We start from the raw sequence: 6,516 nt of genomic DNA on the forward strand, positions 1-6,516 counted from the left end.
ATACGGGATTCGAGATTCGAGATTCAAGATTCAAAATTTCTTAACTTTGAAAATTAAATCAAGTTGAATCCATTTGCACCAATTGCAACTTGCAACCATTTGCGCCCAATTAATGAACCACAACATCCCTTTAGCCGAAAAACTGCGCCCGAAAACTTTAGATGACGTTCTCGGACAAGAACACTTGACCGGAAAAAACGGAACCATCAGAAAAATGTTGGAAAACGATACCCTGAATTCTCTTATTTTTTGGGGACCACCCGGAACGGGAAAAACAACTTTAGCGGAAATTATTTCGGAAAAATCGGGCAGGAAATTTTTTAAACTTTCCGCAGTTTCTTCGGGGGTGAAAGATGTTCGTGAAGTAATTGACGAAGCCAAAAAGCAAAACCTTTTTTCAGGAAAATCGCCGATTCTTTTTATTGATGAAATTCACCGTTTCAATAAATCGCAGCAGGATTCTTTACTTCATGCGGTGGAAAAAGGGTGGATTGTCTTGATTGGAGCGACAACAGAAAATCCAAGTTTTGAGGTGGTTTCCGCACTTTTGTCGCGAAGTCAGGTGTATGTTTTGAAATCGTTAAGTTATGATAAATTGGAAGAACTTGCCGATATTTCTTTAAACAAATTCAATGAGGAGGAAGGAACTGATATTAAGATTAAAGACAAAGAAGCCTTTATTCAATATTCGGGTGGTGATGCGAGAAAGCTTATTAATTCGGTGGAAATCGTTTTGAATAATTTCAAAAATTCTTCAAAAAAAGAGATTTCCAACGAAGATGTACTTTCCGTTTTGCAGGAAACAATGGCACTTTATGATAAAAATGGAGAACAGCATTACGACATTATTTCTGCATTTATAAAATCGATGCGTGGTTCAGACCCAAATGCGGCGGTTTATTGGCTCGCAAGAATGTTGGTAGGTGGGGAAGATATTAAGTTTATTGCACGAAGAATGCTGATTTTGGCGGCGGAAGATATTGGTTTGGCAAATCCGAATGCGTTGGTTATTGCCAACAACTGTTTTCAGGCGGTAAATGTTATTGGAAATCCCGAAGCCAGAATTATTTTGAGTGAAACTGCAGTTTATTTGGCGGTTTCCCCGAAATCGAATTCCACTTATTTTGCGATTAACGAAGCGATGTCTTTGGTGAAAAGAACAGGGAATCTTCCTGTCCCTCTTCATTTGCGAAACGCTCCAACCAAACTGATGAAAGATTTGGATTATGGAAAAGATTATGATTACGCACATTCTCACGAAGGAAATTTCGTAGATTTAGAATTTTTACCAGAAGAAATTAAAGGAACAAAATTGTACGAACCGGGAAAAAACTCAACGGAAAATAAAATCTCGGAAGAGTTGAAAAAAAAGTGGAGAGGGAAGTATTTCGATTAATTTTCACTTTCCTTTCCATCAACAGTTTTCATGTAAATTTGGAAAAAATGAGGTTGCAGTTTTCTGCATTTTGACCCACAAAATTATTCGATGTTGAAATCATAAAATTCTTTATCTTTAATTCAAATTTCCGTCATGAAAAAATTCTATTCTTTTTTGATTTTCAACTGTTTAGTTTTCCTGCTTTCTGCGCAAATTCCGTTCGAGAATAAAACTTTAGTTGATAAAGAAATAGGGAAGTACATGAAAATGATTAATTTCAATGTCAATCCAAACACGTTAAATTATGATTTGAAATATCAAAGACTCGATGTAGAAGTTGATCCTGCCGTTTTATGGATTTCAGGTTCGGTCACTTCCCATTTTTTGCCGAATCAAAATATGTCAAATATCTATTTCGACTTTACCAATACAATTCCTGTTTCGCAAGTGGTTTATCATGGGCAGAATCTGAATTTCCAACAACTTTCAACCAAAGAACTGAAAATTGATTTTCCAGCGACCATTCCTGCAAACTCAATGGACTCACTTACAGTTCATTATTCAGGGGTTCCAGATAATTCTGGGAGACCTTCTTTTTTTGTGGGGACAAAGTATGGTTTTCCAACATTGTCCACGCTTTCCGAACCTTATGGTGCGCAAAATTGGTTTCCAACGAAACAAAGCATGAACGATAAAATTGAAGGTTTCGATTTCAAAATTACGACGCCGGATCAATACAGCGTTGCCGCAAACGGAAAATTGATGTCCGAAATCGTACTTCCGGGAAATAAAAAGAAAACTTTTTGGCGAACACAATATCCAATGGCGGCTTATCTTGCAGCAATTTCTGTGGGTAATTTTACTAAAACTAATGATTTCATGGGAAATTCATCTTTTCCGTATGTCAATTATATTTATCCTGATACCTACGCAAATCCTGCAGTGGTAGCAAATTTGGAATGGACTAAAACCGTAATGCAAATTTTTGAAAATCACTTCGGTCCTTATCCTTTTTCCAACGAAAAATACGGCCACATGGAATTTAATCTTCCCGGTGCTGCGATGGAGCATCAAACGATGTCGTCCATGGATTCGTTTCCGAGAGCGGCAATTGTTCACGAACTTGCTCATCAATGGTTCGGCGATAAAATTACTTGCGGTGCATGGAACGACATTTGGCTGAATGAGGGTTTCGCCACTTTTTCAGAACATGTGATTTATGAAAAAAATATGATGACGCATCAGGAATTTATGAACCATTTGCTGAATCAAATGAATGCCATTACCAATTTACCGAATGGAAGTGTTTATGTTAATGACAGTAATTTGGGTAACATTCCTGTTGTTTTCAGTGGGCGTCTTTCCTACGCTAAAGGTGGATTCTGTTTAAGAATGATGAAGTGGATTTTAGGCGACGACGTTTTTTATCAGGCTTTAAGAGATTACACGTCAAACCCTTCATTTGCATACAAATACGCAAAAACAGAAGACTTCAAAAATCAATTGCTGGTTTCAACAGGAAAAGATTTTACCGAGTTTTTTAACGACTGGATTTACGGACAAGGTCACCCGACCTATGAGATTAGATGGAACCAACCGATTGCCAATCAGGAAGTCAAATTTTTGGTCTCGCAGACCCAAAGTGATCCGTCCGTGAGTTTTTTCGAAATGCCTTTACCAATAAAAGTTATCGGGACGAATGGCGAAACGGCTTATCTGGTATTAGATCACAGTTCTAATAATCAATTTTTTTCTAAAACGTTGACTTTCCAAGTGGCAAGTGTGGAATTTAATTATGAATACCAAATAATTGAAAAAAACTCCACGGTTATTCACGATTTGGCTTTGGCAACAGATTTTGTGAATAAAGTTGAGGTGGCGTTATTTCCAAACCCTGTGAAAAATGAAATTAATTTTAAAGGAATTTCTAAAGTTTCCGAATATGAAATTTTTAGTGCAGATGGAAAACTCATTAAATCCGGAACTTATAAACCATTCGCTTTCATCAATGTTGCAGGGATGACTAAAGGTGTTTATTTTATTAAAATTAATGGAAAGAAATTAAAATTTGTAAAGGATTAATCAATAGGAACGGGCTTTATGACGTTAAAAGTTTTATATAGACTGACTGGCTTTGCCAAAAATGATGAAATAGCCTTAACTTTCCAGCAAATATTCGTTGTAATGTCCGACGAATTTTACGATTGCACCAATCGAACGCAGTTCTTCCAACGCGTTTTCCGATAAAACAGGATGCCATTCATTCGCGACATTGATAAAGAAAAAATAATTTCCTAAACTTTTTTTCATGGTTCGGCTTTCAATTTTGGAAAGGTTCATTTTTCGCCACGCAAATACGGAAAGAACCTGATGAAGTCCACCTGCATGATCTTCGGGAAGGGTAATCATCAAAGAAGTTTTCTCTGACGTTTTTGGGAATTTTAATGGCAAAAAATTTCTCTTTTTAGAAATCACGATAAACTTGGTGTGGTTCTGTTCAAAATCCTGAATATTTTCGTGAATGATTTTCAGGCCGTACAATTTCGCCGCGTAGGAATTGGCAATTGCCGCCCATTTTTCCTGAGGATTTTCTGAGACTAATTTAGCGGAAGCAGCCGTAGAACTGAAATCCTGCGTCTCCATATTTTTAAAATGATAAAAACGGAAATGAAAAGTCTGCGCTAAAGCTTGCGGATGTGAAATAATTTTTTCAAAACTTTCGTTATTGGGATGAATCATTAAATGTTGTGCAATCGGCATCACGACTTCAGTTTCAATGAAAATATTTTCGAAATCGTACAGATAATCCAAAGTCATGGAAACGGTTCCCTCAATCGAATTTTCCAAAGGAACGACTGCTTTTTCAACCTCACCATTTTTCACCGCATTGAAACAATCGAGAATGCTCGATTGGGGAACGAGTTCATCATCAGGAAAAATTTGCGAACAGGCGAGCTGCGTGAAACTTGCGCGTGGACCAAGGAAAGCGATTTTCATGCGGTAAAAATAGAAAAATCCGCACAAAAAGTACGGATTTCCTTGTTTAACAAATTAAAATTAAAGATTATGCTTTTACTTCAGCATTAATTCCTTCCTGAATACTTCCGTTTGAAAGCGCAATTTCTGGCATTGCGTAAATGTGTGATTTTGCGCGTATTTCAACGATTTTCTTTACATGATTCAAATCTTTGGCTTCTTCCAGGGTCATGTCCTTAAACTCGTACATTTTCACTACATGATTTTGCTCGAAAGATTTTTTAACTTTTTGCAGTTCTTCTTCGCTGTGTATGGCAACGCTTGTGATTAATTTATCTACCTCAATGTTAATGATTTCCGGGTTTGCATTTCCGAAAAGTCTTTCCCAAAAACTTCTTTTCACTTCAGGTGCATTTTCTTTGTCGGTTCTGTAAATGATGTAATCCTCGTTTTTAATCCCCGACTGTTCTAAACTTGCCGATACTTCTTTGGCGTTTTCCTGACTTGGAAACAGGCCAACAACTGTGTAATTCATCATGATTTTATTGTTGTGTGTTAAATTCATTGCAAATATACTTCATTTTTGAATCATAAATGTTAAAATAAAAAATATTAACACAAAGTTGATAAAAATCAGTAAATATTTTATGAATATCATAATTTATTTTGTGGTTGAGATTGTGTTTTCAATAGGTTAAATTAGTGAATGTTGTTAAAAAGGTAAGCTTTTCCAGTAATTTTTATTGAACTACATTTGTAAAGCATTATTAATTATTACTTTTTCATTATTAATCAAAACGATTATGAACGTTCTTCTTGCTTCCACATCCACGCTTTTTGGTGGAAATTATCTGGAGTATTTAACCACTGAAATCATCCGTCTTTTTGACGGAGTTGACGAAATCATTTTCATCCCTTTTGCAAGACCGGGCGGAATTTCGCACGAGGAATACACTAAAAAAGTGCAGGATTTTTTCGCAGATTTAAATATTTCCGTGAAAGGACTGCACGAATTTGACGATAAAGTTGCAGCACTCAATTCAGCGAAAGGATATTTTACAGGCGGCGGAAACACTTTTCTGCTCGTGAAAACTTTGCATGATGAAAATCTGATGCAGGTTCTAAAAGAAAATGTAGAAAAGGGAAAACCTTATCTCGGTTCAAGCGCAGGTTCGAACATTGGCGGAATCAACATGAAAACCACGAACGATATGCCGATTGTTTATCCACCGAGTTTTGACTGTATGGGACTGGTTCCGTTCAACCTAAATCCGCATTACCTCGACCCAAATCCTGAACTGAAACATAACGGAGAAACCAGAGAAACACGAATCAAGGAATTTTTGACCCAAAACGACACCAAAGTGGTCGGACTTCGCGAAGGAAACTGGATCAAAAGAATTGGAGATAAAATAACCGTTGAAGGGAGCGAATCCACCAGAATTTTTGAAAAAGGGAAGGAGCCGTATGAAGTGGGGGCGGGAAGTGTTCTTTAATGTGAATTCTGCTTCGTCGTTGAATCGCTTCACTGGGAGTGGTGAATTGGCGTGTCTCGTTGTAAGGACAAATCGCTATTGTAACAACGTGGAACTTGAAAGCTGAAACCAAAAACTTCTATTCTTCCTTCCAACGCTTCTCGATGATTTTCATCAAAAACTCAGGACATTTCACCGGTCGATTGGTTTTGGCCTCGAAAAAAAAGAGCGTGGTTTTTGCTTCGGTGATTTTTTCTTTCGCCTCGTTGTAAATTTCATAGTCAAATTCAATTCGAACACTGGGAATTTTTTTGATGTAGGTATGAATTTCTAAAATTTGGTCATAAAGTGCAGGTTTCAAATACTTAATTTGATACTCCGAAACAGGAAGCCAAATTCCCAGTTTTTCAATTTCATCATACGGCATTCCAAGTTCCCGAAAAAGTTCGACACGGGCAACTTCAAAATATTCGGCGTAGTTGCCGTAATAAACGTATTTCATAGGATCTGTTTCTCCGTAACGTACTCTTAATGAGTGAGTTGTGTGTATCATCTTAAGTTTTAAATAAGTCATACAAATATATTTTTAAATAATCAATAGCACAAAAATTTTTTTTTGAAAATTAAAAATTCGATATTTGTCTTCTCTCAAAATTATATAACCGACGGAAAAATTGCAGAACGAAA

At 36.6% G+C, this 6,516-nt stretch carries 6 protein-coding genes; 3 read left to right on the top strand and 3 right to left on the bottom strand.

Features of this window, described 5'->3' with window-relative positions; all coding sequences use genetic code 11:
• Positions 1 to 112 precede the first annotated feature (112 nt).
• Complete coding sequence (locus tag J4771_RS13150; RefSeq protein WP_224135441.1) at positions 113 to 1,396, top strand: replication-associated recombination protein A; 1,284 nt, start codon at positions 113 to 115, stop codon at positions 1,394 to 1,396.
• Positions 1,397 to 1,531: 135 nt separating this feature from the next.
• On the top strand, positions 1,532 to 3,460 hold the full coding sequence (locus tag J4771_RS13155; protein ID WP_224135442.1) for a M1 family aminopeptidase: 1,929 nt from the start codon (positions 1,532 to 1,534) through the stop codon (positions 3,458 to 3,460).
• A 75-nt stretch (positions 3,461 to 3,535) separates the two neighbouring features.
• Here J4771_RS13155 and pheA read toward each other — a convergent pair whose 3' ends face one another.
• A complete protein-coding gene (gene pheA / locus J4771_RS13160; RefSeq protein WP_224135443.1) occupies positions 3,536 to 4,375 on the bottom strand; it encodes a prephenate dehydratase in 840 nt (279 codons plus the stop codon).
• A gap of 67 nt (positions 4,376 to 4,442) precedes the next feature.
• Positions 4,443 to 4,919: a hypothetical protein gene (locus J4771_RS13165; protein WP_224135444.1), complete on the bottom strand. Its 477-nt coding sequence runs from the start codon at positions 4,917 to 4,919 to the stop codon at positions 4,443 to 4,445.
• A 238-nt stretch (positions 4,920 to 5,157) separates the two neighbouring features.
• Between J4771_RS13165 and pepE the strand changes: the two genes are divergently transcribed.
• A complete protein-coding gene (gene pepE / locus J4771_RS13170) occupies positions 5,158 to 5,850 on the top strand; it encodes a dipeptidase PepE (protein ID WP_224135445.1) in 693 nt (230 codons plus the stop codon).
• Between the two features lie 118 nt (positions 5,851 to 5,968).
• On the opposite strand, the gene J4771_RS13175 is transcribed toward pepE, so the two are convergent.
• The gene (locus tag J4771_RS13175) at positions 5,969 to 6,382 is read right to left on the bottom strand and encodes an acyl-CoA thioesterase (RefSeq protein ID WP_224135446.1); all 414 of its coding nucleotides are present in this window, start codon (positions 6,380 to 6,382) and stop codon (positions 5,969 to 5,971) included.
• Between the last annotated feature and the right edge of the window lie 134 nt (positions 6,383 to 6,516).

It is taken from the genome of Candidatus Kaistella beijingensis, from assembly GCF_020084865.1.
Classification (GTDB): Bacteria; Bacteroidota; Bacteroidia; order Flavobacteriales; family Weeksellaceae; genus Kaistella; species Kaistella beijingensis.

Excerpts from the sequence above, each read along its gene's own strand:
- J4771_RS13150 (WP_224135441.1), top strand. The coding sequence starts at position 113 with ATGAACCACAACATCCCTTTAGCCGAAAAACTGCGCCCGAAAACTTTA.
- J4771_RS13165 (WP_224135444.1), bottom strand. The coding sequence starts at position 4,919 with ATGAATTTAACACACAACAATAAAATCATGATGAATTACACAGTTGTT.
- pepE (WP_224135445.1), top strand. The coding sequence starts at position 5,158 with ATGAACGTTCTTCTTGCTTCCACATCCACGCTTTTTGGTGGAAATTAT.
- J4771_RS13175 (WP_224135446.1), bottom strand. The coding sequence starts at position 6,382 with ATGATACACACAACTCACTCATTAAGAGTACGTTACGGAGAAACAGAT.
- J4771_RS13155 (WP_224135442.1), top strand. The coding sequence starts at position 1,532 with ATGAAAAAATTCTATTCTTTTTTGATTTTCAACTGTTTAGTTTTCCTG.
- pheA (WP_224135443.1), bottom strand. The coding sequence starts at position 4,375 with ATGAAAATCGCTTTCCTTGGTCCACGCGCAAGTTTCACGCAGCTCGCC.